Annotated in this window: 19 protein-coding genes; 12 read left to right on the forward strand and 7 right to left on the reverse strand. The window is 58.2% G+C overall.

Annotated elements, in window-relative coordinates; translation table 11 throughout:
• Positions 1-2 precede the first annotated feature (2 nt).
• Complete coding sequence (locus BJF91_RS01910) at positions 3-1,037, reverse strand: LacI family transcriptional regulator (RefSeq protein ID WP_075612802.1); 1,035 nt, start codon at positions 1,035-1,037, stop codon at positions 3-5.
• Between the two features lie 418 nt (positions 1,038-1,455).
• Here BJF91_RS01910 and BJF91_RS01915 point away from each other — a divergent pair, with 418 nt between their 5' ends.
• The 9 genes from BJF91_RS01915 to BJF91_RS01955 all read left to right on the forward strand — a co-directional run bounded on the left by BJF91_RS01915 (position 1,456) and on the right by BJF91_RS01955 (position 13,146).
• Complete coding sequence (locus tag BJF91_RS01915) at positions 1,456-2,691, forward strand: ABC transporter substrate-binding protein (protein WP_075612803.1); 1,236 nt, start codon at positions 1,456-1,458, stop codon at positions 2,689-2,691.
• Positions 2,692-2,846: 155 nt separating this feature from the next.
• Positions 2,847-3,779, forward strand: a complete 933-nt coding sequence (locus tag BJF91_RS01920; RefSeq protein ID WP_075612870.1) for a carbohydrate ABC transporter permease — start codon at positions 2,847-2,849, stop codon at positions 3,777-3,779.
• Complete coding sequence (locus BJF91_RS01925; protein WP_075612804.1) at positions 3,772-4,716, forward strand: carbohydrate ABC transporter permease; 945 nt, start codon at positions 3,772-3,774, stop codon at positions 4,714-4,716. Before BJF91_RS01920 ends, BJF91_RS01925 begins: the two co-directional genes overlap by 8 nt.
• Before the next feature lie 5 nt (positions 4,717-4,721).
• Positions 4,722-5,813: an ABC transporter ATP-binding protein gene (locus BJF91_RS01930; protein WP_075612871.1), complete on the forward strand. Its 1,092-nt coding sequence runs from the start codon at positions 4,722-4,724 to the stop codon at positions 5,811-5,813.
• A gap of 85 nt (positions 5,814-5,898) precedes the next feature.
• A complete protein-coding gene (locus tag BJF91_RS01935; RefSeq protein ID WP_075612805.1) occupies positions 5,899-8,346 on the forward strand; it encodes a beta-mannosidase in 2,448 nt (815 codons plus the stop codon).
• Positions 8,347-8,401: 55 nt separating this feature from the next.
• Complete coding sequence (locus tag BJF91_RS01940; protein WP_075612872.1) at positions 8,402-9,163, forward strand: sugar phosphate isomerase/epimerase family protein; 762 nt, start codon at positions 8,402-8,404, stop codon at positions 9,161-9,163.
• Positions 9,164-9,190: 27 nt separating this feature from the next.
• Complete coding sequence (locus tag BJF91_RS01945) at positions 9,191-10,324, forward strand: Gfo/Idh/MocA family protein (RefSeq protein ID WP_075612806.1); 1,134 nt, start codon at positions 9,191-9,193, stop codon at positions 10,322-10,324.
• A 116-nt stretch (positions 10,325-10,440) separates the two neighbouring features.
• Positions 10,441-11,472, forward strand: coding sequence for an L-glyceraldehyde 3-phosphate reductase (gene mgrA, locus BJF91_RS01950; protein WP_075612807.1), 1,032 nt, complete (start codon positions 10,441-10,443; stop codon positions 11,470-11,472).
• 60 nt (positions 11,473-11,532) lie between these two features.
• Positions 11,533-13,146, forward strand: coding sequence for a glycoside hydrolase family 43 protein (locus BJF91_RS01955; protein WP_075612808.1), 1,614 nt, complete (start codon positions 11,533-11,535; stop codon positions 13,144-13,146).
• Here the strand turns inward: BJF91_RS01955 and BJF91_RS01960 are convergent.
• Genes BJF91_RS01960 through msrP form a run of 4 tightly spaced genes read right to left on the reverse strand, consistent with a single transcriptional unit; the run spans position 13,131 to position 18,570 of the window.
• Complete coding sequence (locus BJF91_RS01960; protein ID WP_234801512.1) at positions 13,131-15,098, reverse strand: O-linked N-acetylglucosamine transferase, SPINDLY family protein; 1,968 nt, start codon at positions 15,096-15,098, stop codon at positions 13,131-13,133. The two genes, BJF91_RS01955 and BJF91_RS01960, sit on opposite strands and share 16 nt — an antisense overlap.
• Positions 15,095-16,915, reverse strand: coding sequence for an O-linked N-acetylglucosamine transferase, SPINDLY family protein (locus tag BJF91_RS01965; protein ID WP_234801513.1), 1,821 nt, complete (start codon positions 16,913-16,915; stop codon positions 15,095-15,097). The genes BJF91_RS01960 and BJF91_RS01965 overlap by 4 nt, the downstream gene beginning before the upstream one ends.
• Before the next feature lie 60 nt (positions 16,916-16,975).
• Complete coding sequence (gene msrQ / locus BJF91_RS01970) at positions 16,976-17,620, reverse strand: protein-methionine-sulfoxide reductase heme-binding subunit MsrQ (protein WP_075612809.1); 645 nt, start codon at positions 17,618-17,620, stop codon at positions 16,976-16,978.
• A gap of 2 nt (positions 17,621-17,622) precedes the next feature.
• Positions 17,623-18,570, reverse strand: coding sequence for a protein-methionine-sulfoxide reductase catalytic subunit MsrP (msrP, locus tag BJF91_RS01975; RefSeq protein ID WP_075612810.1), 948 nt, complete (start codon positions 18,568-18,570; stop codon positions 17,623-17,625).
• A gap of 260 nt (positions 18,571-18,830) precedes the next feature.
• On the opposite strand from msrP, the gene ilvD reads away from it, so the two are divergent.
• On the forward strand, positions 18,831-20,666 hold the full coding sequence (gene ilvD / locus BJF91_RS01980) for a dihydroxy-acid dehydratase (protein WP_075612811.1): 1,836 nt from the start codon (positions 18,831-18,833) through the stop codon (positions 20,664-20,666).
• 118 nt (positions 20,667-20,784) lie between these two features.
• Here ilvD and BJF91_RS01985 read toward each other — a convergent pair whose 3' ends face one another.
• A complete protein-coding gene (locus BJF91_RS01985) occupies positions 20,785-21,780 on the reverse strand; it encodes an Lnb N-terminal periplasmic domain-containing protein (RefSeq protein WP_083943049.1) in 996 nt (331 codons plus the stop codon).
• A 311-nt stretch (positions 21,781-22,091) separates the two neighbouring features.
• Between BJF91_RS01985 and BJF91_RS01990 the strand changes: the two genes are divergently transcribed.
• Together BJF91_RS01990 and BJF91_RS01995 are read left to right on the forward strand one after the other, a co-directional pair.
• On the forward strand, positions 22,092-23,147 hold the full coding sequence (locus BJF91_RS01990) for a GNAT family N-acetyltransferase (protein ID WP_075612813.1): 1,056 nt from the start codon (positions 22,092-22,094) through the stop codon (positions 23,145-23,147).
• Positions 23,113-23,493, forward strand: a complete 381-nt coding sequence (locus BJF91_RS01995; protein WP_075612814.1) for an ASCH domain-containing protein — start codon at positions 23,113-23,115, stop codon at positions 23,491-23,493. Before BJF91_RS01990 ends, BJF91_RS01995 begins: the two co-directional genes overlap by 35 nt.
• Positions 23,494-23,543: 50 nt before the next feature.
• Here the strand turns inward: BJF91_RS01995 and purB are convergent, their stop codons facing one another.
• The gene (gene purB, locus BJF91_RS02000) at positions 23,544-24,845 is read right to left on the reverse strand and encodes an adenylosuccinate lyase (protein WP_075612815.1); all 1,302 of its coding nucleotides are present in this window, start codon (positions 24,843-24,845) and stop codon (positions 23,544-23,546) included.
• Positions 24,846-24,904: the final 59 nt, after the last annotated feature.

A 24,904-nucleotide genomic window follows, 5' to 3' on the forward strand; every position in this document is an offset into this window, starting at 1 on the left:
CGCTATTCCCACACCGGCTGGCTGACGCTTTGCAGCAGATGCGGCTCGATGCCGTCGATACTGGCGATGACAGCTTTGGCGAGTTCGCGGCCTGCCAGCAGCACATCTTCATGCGCCCCGATGATTTCGGGGCGGATCCATTTCAGGATCTGGACGGACTGTTTTGAGACCAAGTCCACATCCTGCCCGAGCTTTTTGTGAGCAGCATCTATGCCGGCATTGACGGCAATTGCAGCGCTGCTGGACGAGCAGACGATGCCATCTGGCGGATTGTTGGACCGCATCACGGCTTCAACTGCATTGCGGATCTGCTCGAGAGGGGCATCGATATCGATCGGCATCGGCACCTCTGTAGCGCCAGCCTTGCCGATGCCGGCGAGGAAGCCGTCGCGGGTATGGCGATAGTAGGTCAGCTTGTCGGGCGGCGGCAGAAGAGCGATGCGACTGCGGCCTCGGGCAGCGAGGCGTTCGACTGCCTGGCGGGCAAAAGCCTCGTTGTCGAAATCGTGGAATGGATGGACGAGGCCTGAGGCTGTGCGGCCATGGGCGGCAAAAGGCATGCCCCGCTCGGTCAAAAGCTTGATGCGCGGATCATCAGGCTCCGTGCGCGATATGATGACGCCATCGGCCGAGCCGGTGTCGAGAATGTAGCGCACCGGCTGCATCGGATCCTTGCTGTGGGAATGCGGCGTTACGACGATGTGGTAGGGCGTGCCGGACAGGACTTCCGATATGCCGAAAACCAGCTGGCTACTGAAGCCCATGATTTCTTCATCGATGCTCAGCACCAGTGCAATGACATTGGTCTTTCCCGTGCGCAGCCGCACGCCGGCTCTGTTGGGCTGGTAGCCCAACTGCCGCGCCACCATGCGCACCCGCTCCTTGGTTTCGGCGCCGATATCGGGCGCATCCTTCAAGGCACGCGATACGGTTGTGATGCCGAGCCCGGTCAGGAAGGCAATTGTCTTCAGCGTCGGACGCTCGCCCCCGCCTATCTGTCCTGAAGCCGTCAGGCCCGGTCGTCTGTCATCGTCCATGAACTACCCGCCAGCAAAGCCATTTTCCTACACTCCAACAGCGCGTTACCGCAAGGTCTCGATTTACGCCTCACCGGCGAAGGAAAGCGGAAATTCTGAAACGATACAGTAGAAATGTCGAGAGCAGTTCGACCAGTTTTTTTCGATAAAATGCAATCAATAGAGGTGTCGGCGGATATGGCCGGTTATTTGCAAATGCGAGATATAAGCGAACGGAAATCTAATTATGTCGATAAATCAGTCAATTTAATCTGTTGCATCGCGAAGGAAGTGGCTTAAAGAGGAATTTATTCCCGTGCATGTTAGATGCTGCCAATGATCGAAAATAATTCGGATAAAAATTTCTAATTTCCGGTTGCGTACCTCAAAAACTTGACTTAGGTTTTTCCGGCAACGTTTCAGTGAGGGAGGAGACTCAATGATAATTCGGTGCATCGCGGCTGCATTGGCAGCCACCGTAGCCTTGCCGATCGGCATGGCGAGCGCGACCGACTTGGAAGTAACGCATTGGTGGACATCGGGGGGAGAGGCTGCGGCCGTCGCCGAGCTTGCCAAAGCTTTTGACGCAACAGGCAACCATTGGGTCGACGGCGCCATCGCCGGTTCTGGCGGCACCGCCCGACCGATCATGATCAGCCGCATCACCGGCGGCGATCCTATGGGGGCAACCCAGTTCAACCATGGACGGCAGGCGCAGGAGTTGGTGGAGGCCGGCTTGATGCGCGATCTGACCGACGTGGCCACCAAGGGCCACTGGAAAGACGTGATCAAGCCGGCAAGTCTGCTCGACAGCTGCACGATCGACGGCAAGATCTATTGCGCGCCTGTTAACATCCACAGTTGGCAATGGCTCTGGCTGTCGGATGCCGCCTTCAAGAAGGCCGGCGTCGCAATGCCGAAGAACTGGAACGAATTTGTCGCCGCCGGCCCGGCATTGCAGAAGGCCGGTATCCAGCCGCTCGCCGTCGGCGGTCAGCCATGGCAGACCACGGGTCTGGTCGATACGCTGATCATCTCGCTCGGCGGCAAAGACCTTTACATGAAGGTTTTCAAGGACAAGGACGCCAAAACGATCTCCGGTCCTGAGATGACCAAGATCTTCCAGGCTGTCGACGATGCCCGCAAGCTAGCCAAGGGCACCAATGTCCAGGATTGGAACCAGGCCACCAATATGGTGATAACAGGCAAGGCTGCTGGCCAAGTTATGGGTGACTGGGCTCAGGGCGAATTCCAGCTGGCGGGCCAAGTGGCCGGCAAGGACTATTCATGTTTGCCTGGTTTGGGTCTCAACGAATATCTGACCGCCGGTGGCGACGCCTTCTACTTCCCGAAGCTGAAAGATGACGCAAAATCAAAGGCTCAGGACGTACTGGCTGAAACCATTGTCGATCCGAAGACCCAGGTTGCGTTCAATCTGAAGAAAGGCTCGCTGCCGATCCGCGGCGATGTTGATCTCGCGTCCGCCAATGACTGCATGAAGAAGGGCCTGGCGATCCTCGGCAAGGGTAACGTGCTGCAAAGCACCGACCAGCTCTTGTCGGCCGATACGCAAAAGCAGAAGGAGGATCTATTCTCCCAATTCTTTGCAAATCCGTCGATCAGCGCTGCTGACGCCCAGAAGCGCTTTGCCGACATCATGGCTGACGCAGACTGATCCGCGTCTTCTGAGCAAGCCCGGTTGCGGCCGATGTGGGGCGTGATGACGCCAGCGCATCGGCTGTAACCGGAGATTGCCAACACGGCAGCCATTGGCGCCGTGTGTGAGACGCCCGTTTCCGAATGCTGTTTCAGTTTGAGGGGAGACAGATCATGACGGCGATAGCCCAACAAAAGACGGGCCAAAATCAAAAAGGCCAAAGCAAAAGACCCACCCGGTGGTTGCGCAATCTCAATGCGAAGATTGCTTCCATTCCGATGATCCTGGTTGCCCTCGTTGTCTTCCTGGGCGGCAGTGTCTGGACGGTCGTTTATTCCTTTACCAATTCGAAATTGCTGCCGCGGCTGAAATTCGTCGGGCTCGACCAATATGACAGGCTCTGGGGCTCGGCCCGCTGGATCATTTCGATCGAAAATCTTGCGATTTACGGCGTGCTCTCTTTGATCTTCAGCCTGGTGATCGGCTTTCTGCTGGCCGCGCTGATGGACCAGAAAATCCGTTTCGAAAACCTGTTCCGCACGATCTTTCTCTATCCCTTTGCCCTGTCCTTCATCGTCACCGGTCTGGTCTGGCAATGGGTACTCAATCCTGAACTCGGCATTCAGTCCGTTATCCGGTCGCTGGGCTTTACCACCTTCAATTTCGACCCGCTCTACAATCCGCAACTGGTTATCTACGGCATTCTGATTGCCGGTCTCTGGCAGGGCACGGGCCTGGTCATGTGCATGATGCTCGCCGGTCTGCGCGGCATCGACGAAGATATCTGGAAGGCTGCCCGCGTTGACGGCATCCCGACCTGGAAGACCTATCTGATGATCGTCATTCCCATGATGCGGCCGGTGTTCATCACCACGCTTGTCATCATCGCCAGCGGCATCGTCAAGGTCTACGACCTCGTGGTCGCCCAGACCAGCGGCGGCCCCGGCATAGCCTCGGAAGTGCCTGCCAAATATGTCTACGACTACATGTTCCAGGCGCAGAACCTGGGGCAGGGCTTTGCCGCCTCGACCATGATGCTGGTCACTGTCGCGATCATCATCGTTCCCTGGGCTTATCTGGAATTTGGAGGGCGCAAGCGTGGCTGACCATTCCGCTCTCAACGTGCCGGCCGCTGCCGTGCAACCTATCGCCTCGCGGCTCGGCGAGGGACCTGCGGGCCGCAAGCCCAAGCCTGTCCTGTCGCGCCGCAACATCATGCTCTACGGCATCCTGTTCGTTGCTGCGGCCTATTATCTGCTGCCGCTTTACGTGATGGTCGTGACATCCCTGAAGGGCATGCCCGAGATCCGTATGGGCAATATCTTTGCCCCACCGATGGAAATCACGTTCGAGCCATGGGTGAAAGCCTGGAGCCAGGCATGCACCGGCCTGAACTGCGATGGCCTGTCGCGCGGCTTCTGGAATTCGGTGCGCATCATGGTGCCATCGGTCGTGGTGTCGATCGCGATTGCCTCCGTCAGCGGTTATGCGCTGGCCAACTGGCGGTTCAAGGGGTCGGAACTGTTCTTCTCCATCCTCGTCATCGGCGCCTTCATTCCATACCAGGTGATGATCTATCCGATCGTCATCGTGCTGAGAGAAATCGGCATTTACGGCACCCTGACCGGGCTGATTGTCGTCCACACCATCTTCGGCATGCCGATCCTGACCCTGCTGTTTCGCAATTACTTCGCCTCGCTGCCGGAGGAATTGTTCAAGGCGGCTCGCATCGACGGGGCAGGGTTCTGGCAGATCTATCTGCGGATCATGCTGCCGATGTCGCTGCCGATCTTTGTCGTGGCGATGATCCTGCAGGTCACCGGTATCTGGAACGACTTCCTGTTCGGCGTCGTCTTCACCCGCCCGGAATATTACCCGATGACGGTGCAGCTCAACAATATCGTCAATTCGGTGCAGGGCGTGAAGGAGTATAACGTCAACATGGCCGCCACGATCCTGACCGGCGCCGTTCCCCTGATCATCTATTTCATCTCCGGACGCCTGTTCGTACGCGGCATCGCCGCCGGCGCCGTGAAGGGATAATGCTTATGAATACAAGTGTCTCCATACGCGATCTTTCCCTCAGCTTCGGCGCGGTGACCGTGCTGAAGGATCTCAACCTCGATATTGCCGATGGTGAGTTTCTCGTGCTGCTTGGCTCTTCCGGTTGCGGCAAGTCTACGCTGCTGAACTGCATTGCCGGGCTGCTTGACGTGTCCGAAGGACAGATCTTCATCAAGGACAAGAACGTCACCTGGGAAGAGCCGAAGGACCGCGGCATCGGCATGGTGTTCCAATCCTACGCGCTCTATCCGCAGATGACGGTCGAAAAAAACCTGTCCTTCGGCCTGCAGGTGGCGAAAATGCCGAAAGCCGAGATCGACAAGCGTGTGGCGCGCGCCGCCGAGATCCTGCAGATCGGCCCGCTGTTGAAGCGCAAGCCGGCGGAGCTTTCCGGTGGCCAGCGCCAGCGCGTCGCCATCGGCCGGGCGCTGGTGCGCGATGTCGATGTCTTCCTGTTCGACGAGCCGCTGTCCAATCTCGATGCCAAATTGCGCGCCGAGTTGCGCGTCGAAATCAAGCGGCTGCATCAGTCGCTGAAGAACACGATGATCTACGTCACCCATGATCAGATCGAAGCGCTGACGCTGGCTGACCGGATCGCCATCATGAAAAGCGGCGTCATCCAGCAGCTGGACGATCCCATGACGATCTATAACAGGCCTCGTAATCTGTTCGTGGCTGGCTTCATCGGCTCGCCATCGATGAATTTCTTCAAGGGTGAACTGAAGGAAAAGGGCGGATCGGTGGTGTTTACCTCTGGTGGCGTCGATTTCGGTCTGACCGGATATCAGGCCGATACCGTACTGACGGCAGGCCGCAAGGTAGTGCTTGGCGCACGCCCGGAACATATTGCTGTCGATGGCGATATCGGACCTGGAGAGGAGGCGCATGCCGCCGTGGTCGATATCGAGGAGCCGATGGGCGCTGACAATCTGCTTTGGCTGAAGCTGGCGGGTCAGGTTCTGTCGGTGCGTATTGCCGGCACGCGGCGCTACGCGCCGGGCAGCCAGGTGCGGCTCGCCTTCGACATGTCCGTGGCCTCGCTGTTCGATGCCGAAACGGAGATGCGTCTCTGATCCCTCCGCTCGCGCGAGAGCTGCAAGCTTTTGAGCAGGCCTGTTTGCAGAGGGCGGTATGCCGCCCGCATTGTTGAGTTGACCGATGACCGATATTCATGACCTCTCAGGCGCCTGGCAGCTTTCGACAACGGGCGATGAGCATGCCTGCTCCATCAACCTGCCCGGCGACGTGCACAGCGCGCTCCACGCGGCTGATATCATTCCCGATCCCTATTTCGGCCGTAACGAAGAGGCGGTGCAATGGGTCGCGCATCAGGATTGGGTTCTGGTCCGACACTTTGCGCTTGATCCCGGCGGGGCCGATTGGTATCTCGATATCGACAATCTCGATACGGTGGCGGTGGTCTTCATCAATGACGTGCCGGTTCTGTCTGCCGACAATTGCTTCCGGCGCTACCGGCCTGACGTGACCGACGCGCTTCAGCCGGGCGAAAATACCATTCGCATCGTCATCCATTCCAGCATTGCGGCGGGGGCCGAGCGCCAAGTGCGCCAACCCTTTTATGTGCCCTATCATCCCGGCAATTCGCCGATCCCACACGGCAATATGCTGCGCAAGCCGCAATGTCATTTCGGCTGGGACTGGAATATCGCCATCGCGCCACTTGGGGTCTATGGCACGCTGGCGCTGAGAAAGCTTGACCCGGCCCGGATCGAGCAGGTCGAAACCAGCCAGTTGCACCAGGCCGGCGGCCGGGTGGAGTTGACGGTGAAGGTGACGTTGTTTGCCAAAACGCCGTCCGTCGTCCCGGTCCATCTCCAACTGGACGGCGAGCGGGTACGGTTGGATTGCGGCATTGCTGCCGGCGAAACGGTGATCACCCATGTCTTTGAGGTTGAGCAGCCGAAGCTGTGGTGGCCTGCTGGCAGCGGCGAGCAGGCGCTGTATCCGCTCACCGTCGAGGTGCCCGGCGAAAGGCTGGAAAAGCAGATCGGGCTGCGGACCGTCGAACTTATAACCGATGCCGATGAAGCCGGAAGCCGATTTGCGCTGAAGGTCAATGGAAGGGAAATCTTCTGCCGGGGCGCCAACTGGATTCCTGCCGACGCTCTGTTTTCCAAGTCGTCTCCGGCAAAGACCGAGGATTTGCTGCAATCGGCTGCCGACGCGCATATGAATATGATCCGCGTCTGGGGCGGCGGCTTTTACGAGGCCGACTGGTTCTATGATCTCTGCGACCGGCTGGGTCTGATGGTCTGGCAGGACTTCATGTTCTCCTGCAATCTCTATCCCTGCACCGAGGACTTTCTGGAGAATGTTGCGGCCGAGGTGGATTATCAGGTCCGCCGCCTGCAATCGCATCCGTCCATTGCGCTCTGGTGCGGTGATAACGAATTGGTGGGTGCGCTCACCTGGTTCGAGGAAAGCCGCAACAACCGCGATCGCTATCTGGTCGCCTATGACCGTCTGAACCGGGTGATCGAGCAGGGCGTCAAGCGCGCCTTTCCTCAAGGCATCTGGTGGCCGTCCAGCCCGGCGTCCGGCTATCTCGATTACGGCGATGCCTGGCATGCCGATGGCTCTGGCGACATGCATTACTGGTCGGTCTGGCACGAGAATAAAAGCTTTGACGACTACCGCAAGGTCAAGCCGCGCTTCTGCTCGGAATTCGGCTTCCAGTCCTATACGTCGCTGCCTGTGATCGAGAGCTTCGCCGAGGCGAAGGATTTCAACATCGCTTCGCCGGTTATCGAACTGCACCAGAAGAATGCCGGCGGCAATGAGCGGATTGCCGGCACCATGTTCCGCTATTTCCGCTTTCCCAAGGACTTCGCCAATTTCGTCTATCTCAGCCAGATCCAGCAGGGCCTGGCGATCAAGACGGCCGTGGAATATTGGCGCTCGTTGAAGCCCCACTGCATGGGGACGCTCTATTGGCAGCTCAACGATACGTGGCCGGTCGCCTCCTGGGCGAGCCTCGACTATGGCGGGCGCTGGAAGGCCATGCATTACATGGTCAAGCGCTTCTTCCAGCCGGTCGCCATTGCCGCCATTCCCGACGAGGCTGGTGCGAGCCTGCAATTCTCGATGGTCAACGATACCGCGGACAGCGTCGGTCTTGAGCTTGAGGTGTTTGCGCTGACAGTGGCCGGCGAGCGCCAGTTGCTGACCACTGCGCGCGGCGACTGCTCCGCCGATCGGGCTGAAATCCTCACTTCCATCGATTTGTCAGACATACCACAGAACACATTGATTGCATGGCACTTCAAGGCGTCCAACGGTATGGAGGGCGAGGGGCATTTCATGGCCGGCGGGGCTTATAAGACCCTCGATCTCTTAGCCTCAGGCCTGAGCCTTCAGACCGTGCCGCAGGCCGATGGCTCTGTCGAACTGACGGTCAGCGCCACCGGTCTTGCGCTCTTCGTGATGATCGAGAGCCGCACGGATGGCCGCTACAGCGACAATGCTTTCGATCTTGCCGCCGGCGAAAGCCGGCGAGTGACCTTCACGCCGACGCAGGCACTGGCCGCTGGCGAGGTGCCGCAGTTCACCCTTTACGATCTCTATTCCTGCCAGGCCATCCAGTAATTCGTTCGACCCGCGTCATGGGAGGCGCGGCCCATTCATTCAGGAGGAAATGACCATGACCGATCTCGGCTTCCAGCTTTACAGCGCCCGCAATTTTCAACCGTTCTCGCTGATTTTTCCGAAACTGAAGGCAGCGGGCTATACCCATGTCGAGGGTTATGGCGCCATGTATGCCAGCGCTGACGACGCGGCGCTGAAGGCGCTGCGCGATGATCTCGACGCCAATGACCTGACCATGCCAACGGGACATTTTGGACTGGATCTCCTGGAAAGCGATCCGCAGAAGGCGCTGAGCATCGCCAGAACCCTCGGCGTCAAGGCGATCTACTGCCCCTATCTGCTGCCGGATCAGCGTCCTAGCGATGCCGCCGGTTGGTTCGCCTTCGGGCAGCGGCTGGAAAATGCCGGCAAGCCCTTCGTCGATGCCGGTCTGCTGTTCGGTTGGCACAATCATGATTTCGAATTTGCCACATTGCCTGATGGCTCGACGCCGCAGGAGCAGATCTTCGCCGGTGGCCCGAGCCTGACCTGGGAAGCGGACTTGGCCTGGGTGGTGCGCGGCAAAGCCGATCCGCTGGCCTGGGTGGAAAGCTACGGCAAGCGCATTACCGCCGTCCACGTCAAGGACATCGCGCCTGTCGGCGAAAACAAGGACGAGGATGGCTGGGCCGATGTCGGGCACGGCACCGTCGACTGGAAGGGGCTGGTCGCCGCTTTGGAACGCTACAATGTCCAGTATTACGTGGTGGAGCATGACAATCCTAGTGATATAGATCGGCTCATCACTCGCTCGGCCGCGTCCTTCCATTCATTTTGATTCAAAGACTTGTCAGGATAATCTCATATGACACGCGAACTTTCAGTCGGCATTATCGGATGCGGTAATATCTCTTCGGCCTATTTCACGCTGGCGCCGCTGTTCAAAGGCATCAAGATCGTCGCCTGCGCCGATATCAACATGAATGCCGCTGAACTGCGCGCCGAGGAATTCGGCGTGACGGCCCAGACGGTCGAGGAACTGCTCGCCAATCCAGAGATCGATGTGGTGGTCAATCTCACCATTCCGGCGGTGCATTACACCGTCTCCAAGCAGATTCTTGAGGCGGGCAAGCATGTCTATTCGGAAAAGCCACTGGTTCTGAGCCTGGACGAGGGCGAGGATCTGAGGCGGATCGCTCGCGAAAAGGGGCTGTCTGTCGGCTGTGCGCCCGACACGTTCCTTGGCGGCGCGCACCAACTGGCTCGCAAATATATCGATGAGGGCGGCATTGGGCGCATCACGTCAGGCACCTGCCATGTGATGAGCCCCGGCATGGAAATGTGGCACCCGAACCCGGATTTCTTCTTCCTGCCGGGCGGCGGCCCGATCCTCGATCTCGGCCCCTACTACATCGCCAACCTGATCAACCTGATCGGGCCGGTGAAGCGGGTAGCAGCGCTGACCACGATGGCAAGCGAGACCCGCACCATCACCAGCGAGCCGCGCAATGGTGAGGTCATTCCGGTGAAGACGCCCACCAATATCCACGCACTGCTGGAATTCGTGAACGGCGCGACGATCACGCTCTCTGCCAGCTGGGATGTCTGGTGCCACCGCCATGCCAATATGGAGCTTTACGGCACCGAGGGCTCGCTATTCGTGCCGGATCCGAATTTCTTCGGTGGCGTCGTCGAGGCGACCGGTCGTAACAAGGAGATCAATGCGCTTGAGGGCTGGGATCATCCGTTCGGCATCAACAACCAGGAAAGCGCGCAGGGACCGCGGGCCAACTATCGCACGGCGGGCCTGGCCGACATGGCACAGGCGATTTTGGAAGGGCGCGATGCCCGTTGCTCGCTCGATCGGGTACTACACGGCGTCGACGTGATGACCGCAATCCTGAAATCAGGTGAGACCGGCGAATTCATCTCGCTGTCCACCACCTGTACCCAACCCGCTGCACTTGGGATAGAAGAGGCACGTGCCCTGCTTCGGTAGCGGTCAGAAACGGTCGCCTTTGGCGCGACGGTTTGAACCACCGGCGAGGCACGACGATCTGGGAAGAGACCCCCGGGGACGGCGGTTTGCCGTCTCCCATTCCAAGGAGCATGTCCATGAGTTGGCAACCGGCTGAAAACCGCTATGAGCGGATGACTTATAATCGCTGCGGCAAAAGCGGCCTGAAACTGCCGGCGATTTCGCTCGGCCTCTGGCACAATTTCGGCGATGTGACGCCGCATCAGCTAAAGCGCGATATGTGCCGCCGCGCGTTCGATCTCGGCATCACCCATTTCGACCTCGCCAACAACTATGGTCCATTGCCGGGTGCTGCGGAACTGGCCTTCGGCGAAATCCTGAAGACAGATTTTCACGGGCTGCGCGACGAGCTGATCATATCGTCCAAGGCTGGCTATAATATGTGGCCCGGCCCGTATGGTGAATGGGGCAGCCGCAAATATCTAATTGCCTCCTGCGATCAAAGCCTGAAGCGGATGGGCCTCGACTATGTCGATATCTTCTATTCGCATCGTTTCGATCCCGATACGCCTCTTGAAGAGACCTGCGGCGCACTCGACCACATCGTCCGCTCCGGCCGGGCACTCTACGTCGGGATTTCCTCCTACAATTCGCAGCGCACCCGCGAAGCCGTAGAAATCATGAAGGGCCTCGGCACGCCGCTTCTGATCCATCAGCCGAGCTATTCGATGCTCAACCGCTGGGTCGAGGACGACAAGCTGCTCGATACGCTCGACGATGTCGGCATGGGCTCCATCGTGTTCTCGCCGCTCGCCCAGGGCATGCTGACCACCAAATACCTCTCCGGCATTCCCGAGGACAGCCGCGCCGCTCAGGACCACTTCCTGAAGCGTGACTTTATCCGCCCGGAGATCATCGACAACATCCGCAAGCTGAACGGTATCGCTGAAAAGCGCGGCCAGACGCTGGCACAGATGGCGATTTCCTGGGTGCTGCGCGGCGGCCGCGTCACATCGGCCCTGATCGGCGCCAGCCGCGTGTCGCAGATCGAGGACTGCGTTGCCGCGCTGGACAAGCCTGACTTTACCGAGGGGGAACTGGCCGAGATCAATGTCTACGCCAAGGAAGCCGACATCAATCTCTGGGCGAAATCCGCCGAGCGAGATTGATCGTGACACTGCCTCGCGCGCGGCGGTGCGCGGGGCAATTCGTTTGAGGGAGGAGCACGCATGATCATCAATCCCATTCTACCGGGTTTCAATCCGGATCCGTCGATATGCCGTGTCGGCGATGACTACTACATCGCCACCTCCACCTTCGAATGGTATCCGGGCGTGCAGATCCATCACTCCCGCGATCTCGTCAACTGGACGCTGGTGCGCCGGCCGCTGGAGCGCAAAAGCCAGCTCGACATGCGGGGCAATCCCGATAGCTGTGGCATCTGGGCGCCGTGCCTGTCCTATGCCAACGGTTTGTTCTGGCTCGTCTATACGGATGTGAAGCGGCTGGACGGCAGCTTCAAGGACGCGCCGAACTACATCGTCACGGCTGAGAGCGTCGAAGGGGAATGGTCCGATCCTGTCTATGTCAATTCCTCCGGCTTCGACCCGTCGCTGTTTCATGACGATGACGGCCGTAAATGGTTCGTCAACATGCATTGGAACCACCGGCTGGAAGCCTTCAACGCTGTCGGTCCGCATCCAGCCTTTGACGGAATCCTATTGCAGGAATGGGACCCGATTGCCCGCAAGCTGACGGGGCCCGTGCGCAATATCTATCCGGGCACCGAGCGCGGCCTTGTCGAAGGCCCGCATCTGTTCAAGCGCAATGGCTGGTATTATCTGACCGTCGCCGAGGGCGGCACCGGCTATGACCATGCCGTGACCATGGCGCGTTCCAGGCAGATCGAAGGGCCATATGAGACACATCCCGACCGGCATCTGATGACCTCTAAGGACAGCCCGAAGGCGCCTTTGCAGAAGGCGGGCCACGGCCAATATGTGGAGACGCCTGATGGCCAGGCCTATCATACCCATCTCTGCGGCCGCCCGCTTGCTCCTTATCGGCGCTGCACGCTCGGCCGAGAAACCAGCTTGCAGAAATGTGTGTGGCGCGACGACTGGCTTTATCTCGAGCAGGGCGGCCAGGTGCCGGCTGTTGAGGTTGCTCCGCCGGCGCCGGCCGCGCGGCAGGATCTTGCCGCACGCCGTGAATATAGTTTCGATTCCGCCGGTCTGCCCATGGACTTCCAATGGCTGCGCACGCCGGAGCCGCAGCGAATTTTCAGCGTAACCGCCCGTCCGGACTTTTTGCGGCTCTACGGTCGGGAAAGCATAGGCAGTTGGTTCGAACAGGCGCTGGTAGCGCGTCGACAGCAGCATCATCGCTTCCGCGCCGAGACCCGCATCGAGTTTGCGCCTGAGACCTATCAGCAGGTGGCGGGGCTGACCCATTACTATAACAGGTACAAATTCCACGCTCTCGCGGTCACCTGGCATGAGACGCTGGGGCGGGCGCTGACGATCCTGTCCTGCCCGGGCGATTATCCCGGCGGAAAGCTGGTCTTCCCGATTGATGCGGGTCTGTCGCTGCCGGATGGCGCCATTGATCTTGCCCTTGAAGTCACTGACAACGACCTGCATTTCTTCTGGCGGGCAGCCGGAGATGCGTCACAGCCTTGGCAGGCTGTCGGTCCGATTCTCGACGCTGGCGTCATCTCCGACGAAGGCGGGCGCGGGGTGGATGCATCCTTTACCGGTGCCTTTGCCGGGCTGTTTGCCTTCGACATCACGGGTCAGGGGCAACCGGCAGATTTCGAGTATTTCGTCTACGAGGCGCGCTGAAATCCGGTGACATCGAGGGGCAGGGCTGGAACGTCGAAATGATCGGGCTCCAGTCCCGCCTTGGCCCGCTCGGCCATCATCTCGTAGGCAATCTCCAGATGTCGGCAGAAGCGGCTGGCGTCGAACAGCGGCGCCTTGAAGCGCTGGTCGGCAATGTGGTTTTTCAGCTGGGCAACCCGAGCGGGGTTGTTGACGAGGTCCGTCGCGAGTGCCACCAGGCCGTCCTCATCCATCGCCACCAATTCGTCGAGACCGATAGCCTTCAGCAGGCTTTCGGAGACGCGCGAGGCAAAATTGCTACCGCGCTTGGTAATGACGGGCAGGCCGGCCCAAAGCATGTCCGAGGTGGTGGTGTGGCCGTTGTAGGGAAAGCTGTCGATCGCAAAATCGGCGGCTTGGACGCGGGCGATATGGTTCTCGTAGAGCATTTTCGGGGCAAACAGCAATTGCGACTGCTTGACGCCGAGCGACTTGAAGAAGCGCACCGTGGACTGACGCGCCGCATGGCCATCAATCATCATCCACAGCAATGCCTTGGGATTGGCTTTGAGGATTCGTGCCCAGATTCCAAGGGTCTCCGGCGTATTCTTCGACTGACTGTTGAAGGCGCCGATGATGATCCTGTCAGATGGCAGGCCAAGCACCATCCGCCCTGATGCCGGGGGCAGCGGGCGATGGATAGAGTCATTCGGCTGATAGCTTTCCGGCAGGCGGCAGAATTTCTCGTGGTAATGCGGCTTTGAGCTATCAGGCAATACGACGGGATCGCCAATCACATAGTCGCAATCGACGGCAACGCAGCTGCCGGGAAAACCCAGCCAGGCGACATGCACAGGCGCGATCGGCCGGTTCATCAGCCCCGACCGGCTGTCGCGGGTGTGGCCTTTTAGATCCACAAGGATATCGACGCCTTTGGCGCGGATGACAGATTCGGCCTCTTCATCGCTGCATCCGACGATAGAAGTGATCTCACCCCATTCGCTGCGCCCGCCGCCGTCTATTTCGGCGAGGCCCGGTGGCGTGTGGCAGAACAGCTGGATGTCTAACCGGCTTTTGTCATGGCTTGCCAGCACGCTGCGCAGCAGGCGCATGGTAGCGTGGTTGTCCCAGAAATCACCCGAGAGATAGCCGATCCGCAATCTCTGGCCCCAGGCATGCGGGATCGCGTGCCGCTTCGCGCGGACCTCTGGCGACATCGGCGTCCTGACGGCGATATAGCCGGCCAGCCGGTTCAAGCGCTCATCCGCCAGCCACATCAGATTGGCATGGGGCGTTTCCATCGCCAGAAAATCCAGCCTGCCGGCGGCGATATCCTGATGCAGCAGCGGCTCCTCGACGGCAAGGATCTCGTAATTGCAGTGCATCCGCGCGATCTGCACCAGCGCCATGCGCACCTTCGGCAGATCCGGGCGCAACTGCCGCATCCGGCTATAGATCGGCAGGCAGAGAGGGTGGTGGATATCGTCGCCGACGGTGAGTGCCGCCAGTAGCAGATCGTCGAAGTTATCGCTTCCGGCTAGCGCGGCAATCAAGCTATCTTTGGTTATGCCGGGCAGGGCGGACATGCCGGTCTTCAGGGCCACATAGGCTGCATCGGGTGTCGCTGTCGCCAGTGTCAGGCTGTCAACGACCAGCACTTTTGCTTGCACTTCATCGCCAGAGGTCAGAAAAAGACGTGCCGCACGCGCGAGGAAATCCGCCCGGATTGCCGCAGCCCCTGATATGTCCGACGCCGCCATGGACTTTGCCAAGCCGACAAACAGTTCAGCGGCCTTTGTGACCTGTCCTACCGCCTGAAGGCTTTGCGCCGCCATGGCCTGCAATTCGAGATTTGGTGAACCTTCCCCCATGCCGGATGAAAGCGCGTCACCGATCAGCCTCAAGACGCCGTCGTGATCACCCTTGGCAAAGCAGAGCCGGGCTTGTTCCAGGTTAATGGGCCGTACAGTCACGCTGGAATTCCTTTAGGTGCGAGCGGCACGTCGAAATGGTCAGGCTCCAGCCCTGCCCGGGCGCGCGCGGCCATCATTGTATAGGCCGCCTCCAGATGTCGGCAGAACCGTTTGGAGTTAAACAATGGTGCCTTGAAACGCTGGTCGGCGAGATGCTGTTTCAGGCTCTTGACCTTAAGCGGATCGTTGACCAGACCAGTCACCAAGTCGATCAGCGCCTTATCGTCTTGCGCGACAAGTTCCGGCAGGCCAATGGCGTTCAGCAGGCTTTCCGAGACCCGGGAGGCAAAATTGCTGCCCCTTTTCGTCAGGACCGGCAGACCGGCCCAGAGCATATCCGAGGTGGTCGTATGGCCGTTGCAGGGAAAGGTGTCGATGGCGAAATCTGCCGCTTGCACCCGCGCGAGGTGACCGGCATAGGCCATTTTCGGCGCAAACAGCAGTTGCGATTGTTTGACGCCGAGGCTCTTGAAATGCGCTGATGTCGCCTGACGTGCGCCGTTGCCGTCGACCATCAGCCAGAGCAATGCCTTTGGATTGGCCTTCAGTATTTCGGCCCAAAGCGCCATGGTTTCGAGGGAGTTCTTGCGCTGGCTGTTGAAGGCGCCGATCACCACGCGATCACTAGGCAAGCCAAGCGCCAGCCGGCTGGCCGGCTCCGGCAGCGGCCGATGGACGGGATCGTTCGGCTGGTAGCATTCGGGCAACCGGCAGAATTTCTCGTGGTAATGCGGTTTCGAGATCTCCGGCAACACGAAGCGGTCGCCGATCACATAATCGCAATCGATCTCAATGCAGGTGCCGGGAAAGCCGAGCCATTGCACATGGATGGGAGCCAATGGCCGGTTCATCAACTGCGAGCGTGTGCCCCGCGTGTGGCCTTTGATATCGACGAGTATGTCAATGCCGCGCGCCTTGATCGCAGCCGCGGCCTCGTTGTCGGTCATCTCGGTAATCGAGACGATGGTGCCCCATTCATTGCGGCCACCATGATCGAAGGCCAGGAACTGCTCCGGCGTATAGCAGAACAAGGTGATCTCGAAACGGCCAGGGTCATGACTGGCAATCACCGTACGCAACAGCCGCATGGTGGCGTGATCGTCCCAGAGATCACAGCTGAGATAGCCGATACGGATCTTATCGCCCCAAATATGCGGCTGTCTGCGCCGCAATGCCGGCATCGCTGGCGTAAGGGAAAAGCCGGGGACCAGCGAGGCAAGGCGGTTGAGAGCTTCGTCCGGTTCCCACATCAGGCTGGCGTGTGGCGGCTCATGGGTGAGACAGGCGGTCCCGCCTTGTGCTAGTTCAGCGCGCAGGGCAGGTTCCTCGGCGGCAAGGACCGGGTAATGACATTGTTCGCGCGCTGTGCGTAGCAGCAGCATGCGGATTGCATTGTCTTGCGGCTGCCATTGCCGCAGTTTCTGCAAGACGGTGAGCGTGAGCGGATTGCGGGTATCGCCTGAGAGAATTTCGCCGGCCTGTTGCCAATGCTCTGGCCTGTCGCTGGCAACCAACGCCGCCAGAAAGCCATCCAATCTGTCCTGAGGGTAGGAGGTTGCCGACATTAGCGCCAGTGAGGCGGCGCGCGCACGCGTGGCTGATGCTTCCTGCTCCTGCATCCGTTTGGCGGCAAATTCGAAAGCCTCGACAGCGCCATCGACCGCGCCAAGGTTCAGCAGCACCTCTGCAAGCAGGCTTGCGGCCTCAGGACCCGGATGGCTACCAACAAGCGCTGAAACGGATTCGAGCGCTGCCTGAAAATCACCGCGGTCGAAAAGGCTCCTGGCCTGCTGCAGATCGAGCGCCGCATTCAACACGATTGTCCTATCCTCCTGCATGGGTGGATAGGACGCTAGGGCTCGTGGCTTGCCTGAACCTCAAGCCTTGGCGGATGCCTTCAAAGCCGCTGCCTTCTTGCGCCGGGCCGCCATCAGCTTTGGCCGGATGATCCGGTAGCCGAGCAGAAGGATGACGATGCCGGTATAGATCGCAGGCTCCAGCGTATAGGCCTTGCGCGACAGCACGAAATGCAAGAGGCCGGCGGCAAGGATGATGTAGCTCGCCTTGTGCAGCGTGTTCCAGCGGCTGCCGAGTTTGCGGATTGACCAGCGGTTGGAGGTGACCGCCAACGGTATCAGCAGAATCAGCCCAAGCATGCCGAGCATGATATAGGGACGCTTCAGGATATCGCCGAGGATCGAGGACAGGATCAAGCCCCGGTCAAGTGTCAGATAGACCGCGAAATGTGCCAGCACATAATAGAAGGCGATCAGGCCCAATGCCCGGCGGTAGCCGATGAGATTGACCTTGGCGAGGTCGCGCAGCGGCGTAATCGCCAGCCCCAGACAGAGGAAGCGCAGCGCCCAGATGCCGAGCCGATGCTCGAACTCGCGCACGGGATCGGCGCCGAGATCGCCGAATATCCCGAGATAGAAAGCATAGAGCCCCGGCAACAAGCCGACGACATAGAGCGCCCAGACGGAGAGGGATTTCTGCCGGGCAGAGAGAGTGAAACCTGCCATGGTCAGAAATTCTTCGTCAGGTCCATGCCGGCATAGAGGCTGGCAACCTGATCTCCATAACCGTTGAAGGGCAGGGTTTCCTTGCGCGAGCCGCCGAACAAACCGCCTCCGTCGCCGATACGCCGTTCCGTTGCCTGGCTCCAGCGCGGATGGTCAACCTTCGGGTTCACATTGGCGTAGAAGCCGTATTCGTTTGAGGCAATGATGTTCCAGGTGCAGGGCGGCTGCTTTTCGGTCAACGTGATCTTGACGATGGATTTGATGCCCTTGAACCCATATTTCCACGGCACGACCAGACGCAGCGGCGCGCCATTCTGGTTCGGCAGGGTTTCACCGTAAAGACCCGTGGCGAGAATGGTAAGTGGATTGCGGGCCTCATCCAGCCGCAGGCCATCGACATAGGGCCAGTTGATCGACTGGAAAAAGCCGCTCTGGCCGGGCATTTCCTCAGGGCGAACGACGGTTTCGAAGGCAACATATTTGGCGTTGCCGAGTGGCTCCACCCTGTCGAGCAGGGCCGACAGCGGAAAGCCATCCCAGGGGATGACCATGGACCAGGCCTCAACGCAGCGCATGCGGTAGATCCGCTCTTCCACGGTGAAGGACTTCATGATGTCCTCGATGGCGATCTTCTGCGGCTTGGCGACTAGACCGCCGACTTCCACCGTCCAGGGCGTCGGCTTAAATTTGCCGGAATTGGCGGCGGGATCGGATTTGTCCGTGCCGAATTCGTAGAAATTGTTATAAGTGGTAACGTCCTTTTTTGGCGTCAGCTTTTCGTCGACCTTATAATCAGTCGGCTTGGCTGTCAGCGGCGCGCCGAGTGCTTCGCCGGCTGCGGCCAGTGCCAAAGTGCCTGCCGCTCCGCCAATCAGGCTGCGGCGGGAGAGATAGACGCCGTGCGGTGTGATCTCCGAGGCTGGAATATGCGGTGGGCGAAAGGCTGCCATGGTGATCTACTCCCTGTCGATTGCGTATAGTCTACGTTTGATTACGTAAAATAGATCGGGAAAGTTACAGGGCGAGGCAGTTTTTTTGCCGTTTTATTGTTTCACTTTTCTGTGCACCTCGCGTGCGCAGACGTAACGCGCAGTTGCAGCGTACCGTTTTCCGGCATGCTGATAGTGACACTGACGTCTGACTGGCCTAAATATCTGCCCAAAATCAGCTGGATTTCATCCAGCGCAGACCACAGTTCGAGGAAGCACCCATGCCCGTCTATCGCTCAAGAACCACGACCCATGGCCGCAACATGGCAGGCGCGCGCGGCCTCTGGCGCGCCACCGGCATGAAGGATGGCGATTTCGGCAAGCCGATCATTGCCGTCGTCAATTCCTTTACGCAGTTCGTGCCCGGCCATGTGCACTTGAAGGACCTTGGCCAGCTCGTTGCTCGCGAAATCGAAGCGGCTGGCGGCGTTGCCAAGGAATTTAACACCATCGCTGTCGATGACGGCATCGCCATGGGCCATGACGGCATGCTCTATTCACTGCCGTCGCGTGAAATCATTGCCGATAGCGTCGAATATATGGTCAATGCCCATTGCGCCGATGCCATGGTCTGCATTTCCAACTGCGACAAGATCACCCCCGGCATGTTGATGGCGGCGCTGCGGTTGAACATCCCGGCCGTCTTCGTCTCCGGCGGCCCGATGGAAGCCGGCAAGGTGGTCATGCATGGCAAGAAGGTCGCGCTCGACCTGGTCGATGCCATGGTTGCTGCTGCCGACGATAAAATCTCGGATGAAGACGTTGCCACCATCGAGCGCTCGGCCTGTCCTACCTGCGGCTCTTGTTCCGGCATGTTCACCGCCAATTCGATGAACTGTCTGACGGAAGCCTTGGGCCTGTCGCTGCCCGGCAATGGCTCGACGCTCGCCACGCACTCAGACCGCAAGCGGTTGTTCGTCGAGGCAGGTCATCTCATCGTCGATCTCGCCCGCCGCTACTATGAGCAGGACGATGACAGCGTGCTGCCGCGCAAGATCGCCTCCAAGCAGGCCTTTGAAAACGCCATGGCGCTGGATATTGCCATGGGCGGCTCCACCAATACCGTGCTGCATATTCTTGCCGCCGCTCATGAAGGTGAGATTGACTTCAACCTCGATGATATCGACCAGCTGTCACGCCGCGTGCCGTGCCTTTCCAAGGTCGCGCCTGCAAAGCAGGACGTGCATATGGAAGATGTCCACCGCGCCGGCGGCATCATGCGTATCCTGGGCGAGCTGGAGCGTGGCGGCCTGATCAATCGCGATTGCCCCACTGTTCATGCCCCGACCCTCGGCGATGCTATCGACCGTTGGGACATCACCCGCACCAATTCCGAGAGCGTGCGCGAATTCTTCCGCGCTGCGCCTGGCGGCGTGCCGACCCAGGTCGCCTTCTCGCAGTCATCGCGTTGGGATGAGCTGGACATGGACCGCGAGGACGGCGTCATCCGCTCGGTCGAAAAGCCGTTCTCCAAGGATGGTGGTCTGGCCGTGCTGAAGGGCAATATCGCCCTTGACGGCTGCATCGTCAAAACCGCTGGCGTCGACGAAAGCATTCTGAAATTCACCGGTCCTGCCAAGGTCTATGAAAGCCAGGATGCGGCGGTAAAGGCAATTCTCAGCAATGAAGTTGTGGCCGGCGATGTCGTCGTTATCCGCTACGAAGGCCCGAAGGGCGGCCCGGGCATGCAGGAAATGCTTTACCCAACCAGCTATCTGAAGTCGAAGGGCCTCGGCAAGGCCTGCGCGCTGATCACCGACGGCCGCTTCTCGGGCGGCACGTCAGGCCTCTCTATCGGTCATGTTTCGCCAGAAGCAGCAAACGGCGGCACGATTGGCCTCGTTCGCAACGGCGACACCATCGCTATCGACATTCCGAACCGCACCATCGAGCTGATGCTGTCGGAAGGCGAACTCGCCGCCCGTCGCGTTGCTCAGGATGCCGCTGGCTGGAAGCCTGCCGAACACCGCAAGCGCAATGTCACCACCGCGCTGAAGGCCTATGCCGCCTTTGCAACCAGCGCCGACAAGGGTGCGGTGCGTAAGCTGCCGGACTGACATCTGTCGCTATCAATCAAAAGGCCGCTTTCCGAAAGGAAGGCGGCCTTTTGCGTCAGAGTGTCCAGGTAAACTGGAAACCGGTTTTCCGCCCGGAAACACGGAATACTTTAGGACGTCATTGCTGTCGAATGGTGGCGGAATAGTCAGGCGGACTATCACCAGCAGCTTGGGCCTTGGCGCTGATGGCGGCGCGGGCGCGCAGTTGCGCCTCCGGTAATTTCCAAAGCGTCGCATCATGATCGACGAGATAGCCGGGCAGGTAGCCCGACAGGATAATGCGGTAATCCATAGGAATGCCGGGCTCGATCTTGCGGGCGAGGTCGAAGACAACGGTGGTGCAATTGGTGCTCAGCGTGTCGTAAAAGGCCGGCTTCTTAGCCAGTTGGTCGGCGGAGGCGACATAACTCAAAAACAGCGCCCGCATCGCCTCCTTCGGTAGGTCGAGCGGGTAGAGATAGGTGTCCTCCTTGCGCATATTGGTGCGCAGGTAGAGAATATCCCGCTCGTCTGCGGCGATGAAGGCAAGCTCATAGGTCTTGAAGAAACCGGCGACCGACGAATAGGATTCTGTCTTCTCCCGCCGCGTCTCGACTGAAAACACCACGCGCTGGCCATCGTTGAAGCCGAAACTGATCAGCGTGTGGGCAATGGCATCCATGCCCCAATAGGACAGCACGATATCTGCCTCATCCAGCTTGTTGAGGTCGTATTGCCTGATATCCCATCTCGCATCGGCTGTGGTGGCGCTGGACCAGTTGAAGTTTCTCACATCGTGAAGCGTGACGATATTGTTGTCGACCGTGCCCGTCACCGTCCTCGACACGTCGGTCGCCCAGTCCCGGTCCAGGCTGGGCTTGATAGACTGCCACCAGATGCCAACGGCAATCAGGCTGACGAGAAAAAGCCCAAGCCCGGCCAGTGGCATTTTGCGCCCAAACGATACTGTGGCAAGGACGAAGACGAGCCATAAGCCCGCTGCGGCTCCACGGATCGCGTCCGGGCCGGGGATGCGATACCAGAGCGCAAGCGTAACCCAGCCTGTTGCGATCAATGCGGCGAGCGCCAGCACGGTGAGGAGGATTACGCCGATGATGCGCAGGAGTGGGGTCATGCGTAGGTCCTTGATATATAACAAATATTTATCGACGGTAGCACTGACGATTATTGCCGATAAAAGATAATCTCCGTAATAAAGTTAACATGGGTCGTGTTGTGGCATTTACCTACTAAAAAAAGCCAAATTACCGAGCTGCAAGTGCGGCATGTCCTCATCGAATGCGCTTGGAAAATGTAAAGTCATTCTTTTGAAGCCTTATCTCACTTCTGTATTAGAAGCGTCATTATTCGCTTCTATTTTTTCATAAAAAAATACAATCCAAGATTGAAATTGAGTGTCAAAGCGATTCGCCGGGTGGGCAGGGTATGGATTTTAGTTATACATCGTTTCGTGAAATCAAATTGTCTGACGAGTTTTTTGACAGCCTTCGTGCAGATTATAAAGGGTTCGACAATTGGTTTAATAAAAAGGCCAGTGAAGATGAAAGTGCTTATCTTATGCGGGAGGAATCCGGCGCTATTTTAGGGTTCCTGTATTTAAAAATAGAAAATGAAGCGTTAAATGACGTTGATCCGGCCGTTCCTAATATTAAGCGGGTTAAAGTTGGTACTCTTAAAATAAATGCACACGGAACGAAATTAGGGCAGAGATTTATTAAAAAAATAGTAGACTGGTCCATCTCTCACTCCGTTTTCGAAATTTATGTCACCGTATTCGATAAGCATGATCATCTCATAAGCCTGCTAGAAAAATATGGTTTTGTGAAGTGGGGTAGCAAGACATCAGTCTCGGGCATCGAATCTGTTTTTGTAAAAAAAATCGGCAACTATACCGGTGGCGTCTATCGCGACTATCCAGTCATAAATGCCTCAAGACGTGCGTTTATGCTCTCGATATATCCAGCTTTTCATACCAAGCTCTTTCCGGACTCTATACTGAGAAATGAGAATCCCGACATAATTGAAGACGTATCCCATAGTAACAGCATTCACAAAATATATCTCTGCAACATGAAGGGCATTGAGTTGCTGCAGCCGGGAGACGTACTGGTGATTTACCGAACTAAAGATAATGGACCAGCGGAGTACACGGCTGTTGCAACGACGGTGGGAATCGTGGAAGAGCTACGTTTGATTGATAGTTTCGCTACGGAAAGCGATTTCTTGGCTTATGCGTTACCGTATAGCGTCTTCACTGAAGCAGAACTGAGGAATTTTTGGCGAAATCGTAGATATCCCAAGATTGTCCGATTTACGTACAATATCAGCTTTAAAAAACGTCCGAATCGAAAAACGCTGATTGATGATGTAGGTATCGACCGAAATGCTTACCCAGGCTTTATGGAATTGAGTAAGCGACAACTCCTCAAGATAATGGAATTGGGAAATGTCGACAAAAGTGTTGTTATCGATCAAGCCTGAGTATGCAGATAAAATATTCAGCGGCGACAAGGCATTTGAGTTTCGAAAGTCAATATTCTCATCTGTTGATGTTGATACTATTGTCGTTTATGCGACGATGCCAGTTGGGAAAGTTATTGGAGAATTCAAAATCGCAAAAGTCCATTCTGGCTCTCCGGATGATATTTGGAAAAAAACCAAACACCGTTCAGGCATAACGAGCGATTTCTTCTCCCGCTATTTTAGTGGCCGAAAAACAGCTTACGCCATAGAGGTCGGTGAGCGTAAAATATTCGATAAACCAAAAACTATACACGAAATTTTGGGTCGTAATGTTGCTCCGCAATCGTTCGCGTATATTAAATAGACTGGTTCTGAGGAAAATGCGCCACTTTCGGTGGCGCATTTTGATCTAAATTACCCAAAAACCCGCTTGAAAATCGTATCGACGTGCTTGGTATGATACCCAAGATCGAACTTCTCGCGGATCTGCTCTTCGGAAAGCGCAGCCCGAACTTCGGCATCACCGAGCAGTTCTTCGAGAAAATCCTTGCCCTGTTCCCAGACCTTCATGGCGTTGCGCTGGACCAGGCGGTAGCTGTCTTCGCGGGAGACGCCGGCTTGGGTGAGGGCCAGTAGCACGCGCTGGCTCATGACCAGCCCGCGGAACTTGTTCATGTTCTTCAACATGTTTTCCGGGTAGATCACCAGCTTTTCAACAACGCCGGCCAGACGGTTCAGCGCGAAATCGAGGGTGATTGTCGTGTCGGGGCCGATGGCGCGTTCGACGCTGGAATGGCTGATGTCGCGCTCGTGCCAGAGGGCGACGTTTTCCATGGCTGGCACGACAGACATGCGCACGAGGCGGGCGAGGCCGGTGAGGTTTTCGGTCAGCACTGGGTTACGCTTGTGCGGCATGGCCGACGAGCCCTTCTGCCCCGGCGAGAAGAACTCTTCGGCTTCCAGCACTTCGGTGCGCTGCATGTGACGAATTTCGATGGCGACGTTTTCGATGGACGACGCGATGACGCCCAATGTTGCAAAGAACATGGCATGGCGGTCGCGCGGGATGACCTGGGTCGAGACCGGCTCTGGCATCAAGCCGAGCTTTTCGCAGACATGTTCTTCAACGCGCGGATCGATATTGGCGAAGGTGCCAACGGCACCCGAGATGGCGCCAGTGGCGATTTCGGCGCGGGCATTGACCAGACGGGCGCGGTTGCGCTCCATTTCGGCGTAGAAGCGGGCGAAGGTCAGGCCCATGGTGGTCGGCTCGGCGTGGATGCCATGGCTGCGGCCGATGCGAACCGAATCTTTATGCTCGAAAGCGCGGGCCTTCAGTGCAGCCAGTACCCGGTCCATGTCGGCCAGCAGCAGATCAGCGGCGCGCACCAATTGGATGTTCAGTGTGGTGTCGAGCACGTCAGAAGACGTCATGCCCTGGTGGACGAAGCGGCTGTCGGGGCCGATGAATTCGGCGAGATGGGTGAGGAAAGCGATGACGTCATGCTTGGTGACGGCTTCGATCTCGTCGATGCGCGCAACATCGAATTCGGCTGCGCCGCCTTTTTCCCAGATGGTTTTCGCTGCGTCCTTCGGGATCACGCCGAGCTCGGCCAGCGCGTCGCAGGCATGGGCCTCGATCTCGAACCAGATGCGGAATTTGGTCTCGGGCGACCAGATGGCGACCATTTCCGGGCGGGAATAACGCGGGATCATCGGCGGGATCTTTCTTGCAGGATTGGATGATGGCGCCCCATAGCAAACCTGGCCGCCGA

Origin of the sequence: Gillisella taibaishanensis, assembly GCF_001938985.1 — a bacterium.
GTDB classification, from domain to species: Bacteria; Pseudomonadota; Alphaproteobacteria; order Rhizobiales; family Rhizobiaceae; genus Allorhizobium; species Allorhizobium taibaishanense.